Below are 1,548 nucleotides of genomic sequence, written 5' to 3' on the forward strand. Positions count from 1 at the left end.
AACCCCACGCTCTCCGACCCCTGCGCCACGGTCACTCCCAGGACGCCGACCCGCTCGGTGTCGCTCAGCAACGGCACCCACAGGCGCTGCGGCCCGTCGCCCGCCGGTGACGTCGGCGCGGTCTCGGGCGCGGCGGGATCCAGCACGTGGCGGGCCTCGACGATCTCCATGTTGCGGAAGGCACGTCCTGCCATGGTGACGTCGATCCGGATCGTTTCGAGTGGATTGCCGAACACATCACGCTGCCCGGTCAGCGGGACCAGCACCTGCTGCTGCAGGTCGGCTACGTAGATCATGGTCTGGGAGAAGCCCACCGACCGCCCGTACTCGGCGACCAGGGCTGGCAGATCCTCCAGCGAGGAGAGTTGGCTGGCGCTCAGCAAGCCGCCCAGCATCTGCTCGCCATCACCGGTCACCGCGATGCCTTCCCTGGAGGCCCTTCCCCTTGCACTAGTTCTTCTTCCCAGCTGTACGAGCTTCTCCCAAACGCGCTGACCAGGGCTAACGCCTCTCGGTTCCGCCCTGGCGCGGGGCGCTGGTGCGCAGCGTGTGCTTGCCGGCCACCGTGCGATGGTGGCCGAGGACGTCGGGGGGCTGCCAGTGCACATCGCTGGCCCAGTTCAGGCGTTCGAACAGGCTGATGAGTGCGGCTGAGGGATCGATCTGGCGGCCGCCGCGGCCGTGCCGGGCGCAACTGGGCTCACTGTGGTGGCCGTTGTGCCAGCTTTCTCCGAAGGACAGCAGGGCCAGTGGCCACAGGTCGGTGGAGCGGTCATGGCGGCGGGCTTTGTGCGGCCGCTCACCGATCATGTGGCACAGGGAGTTGACGCTCCAGGTCACGTGCTGCAACAGGGCGATACGGATCAGGCCGGCCCAGATGAACGCGGTCAGCCCGCCGTAGAGGCTGCCGCTGATCGCCCAGCCCGCCGCGAACGGCAGAAGGAGGGAGGCGGCGCACAAGGCGGGGTAGGCGCGGGAGATCCGCAGCATGGCCGGGTCGTTGCGCAGCAGATCGGGAGCATACGTCGTGGCCGAGGTGGGTTCGCTGGAGAACAGCCAGCCCAGGTGGGCGTGGGCCAGGCCGCGCAGTCGTCCGCCGAGACCGGTGCCGTACCGGTAGGGGGAGTGCGGGTCGCCGGGCCGGTCGGTGAAGGCGTGGTGGCGGCGGTGGACGGCCACCCAGTCGATCAGGTTGCCCTGGAAGCTCATCGACCCGGCCACGGCCAGGACGGCGCGGAGCCACGGACGGGCGGTGAAAGAGCGGTGGGTCAGCAGGCGGTGGAAGCCGACCGTCACCCCCAGCCCGGTCACGACGTAGAAGACGACGGCCAGGAGCAGGTCAGTGAGGCTGACATCGACTCCCCACGCCAGCCGGATGCCGGCGCCCAGCGCGAGGAACGGCGCGATCACGATTGCGGCGGTCAGTGTCACCGGGGTGATACCGGCCCGCGCGGGTGTCGCAGGCCGAGGGAACGGCGAACTGCCGTCATAGCCGGCCGGGGTGAGCTCGCGGGTGGGTGGTATGCCGGTCATGCGATGATCGGGAAT

At 69.5% G+C, this 1,548-nt stretch carries 1 protein-coding gene and 1 pseudogene; both read right to left on the reverse strand.

Translation table 11 applies throughout. From position 1 onward, the window contains the following. Window positions 1–416, reverse strand: a pseudogene (locus ABZ815_RS52765) (serine/threonine-protein phosphatase); the annotation flags it as partial. Between the two features lie 85 nt (window positions 417–501). Then, on the reverse strand, window positions 502–1,548 hold a 1,047-nt coding region (locus ABZ815_RS52770; protein ID WP_357711140.1), incomplete at its 5' end, for an acyl-CoA desaturase.

The sequence above is a fragment of the Nonomuraea sp. NPDC047529 genome, assembly GCF_040642995.1.
In the GTDB taxonomy this organism is placed as follows: domain Bacteria; phylum Actinomycetota; class Actinomycetes; order Streptosporangiales; family Streptosporangiaceae; genus Nonomuraea.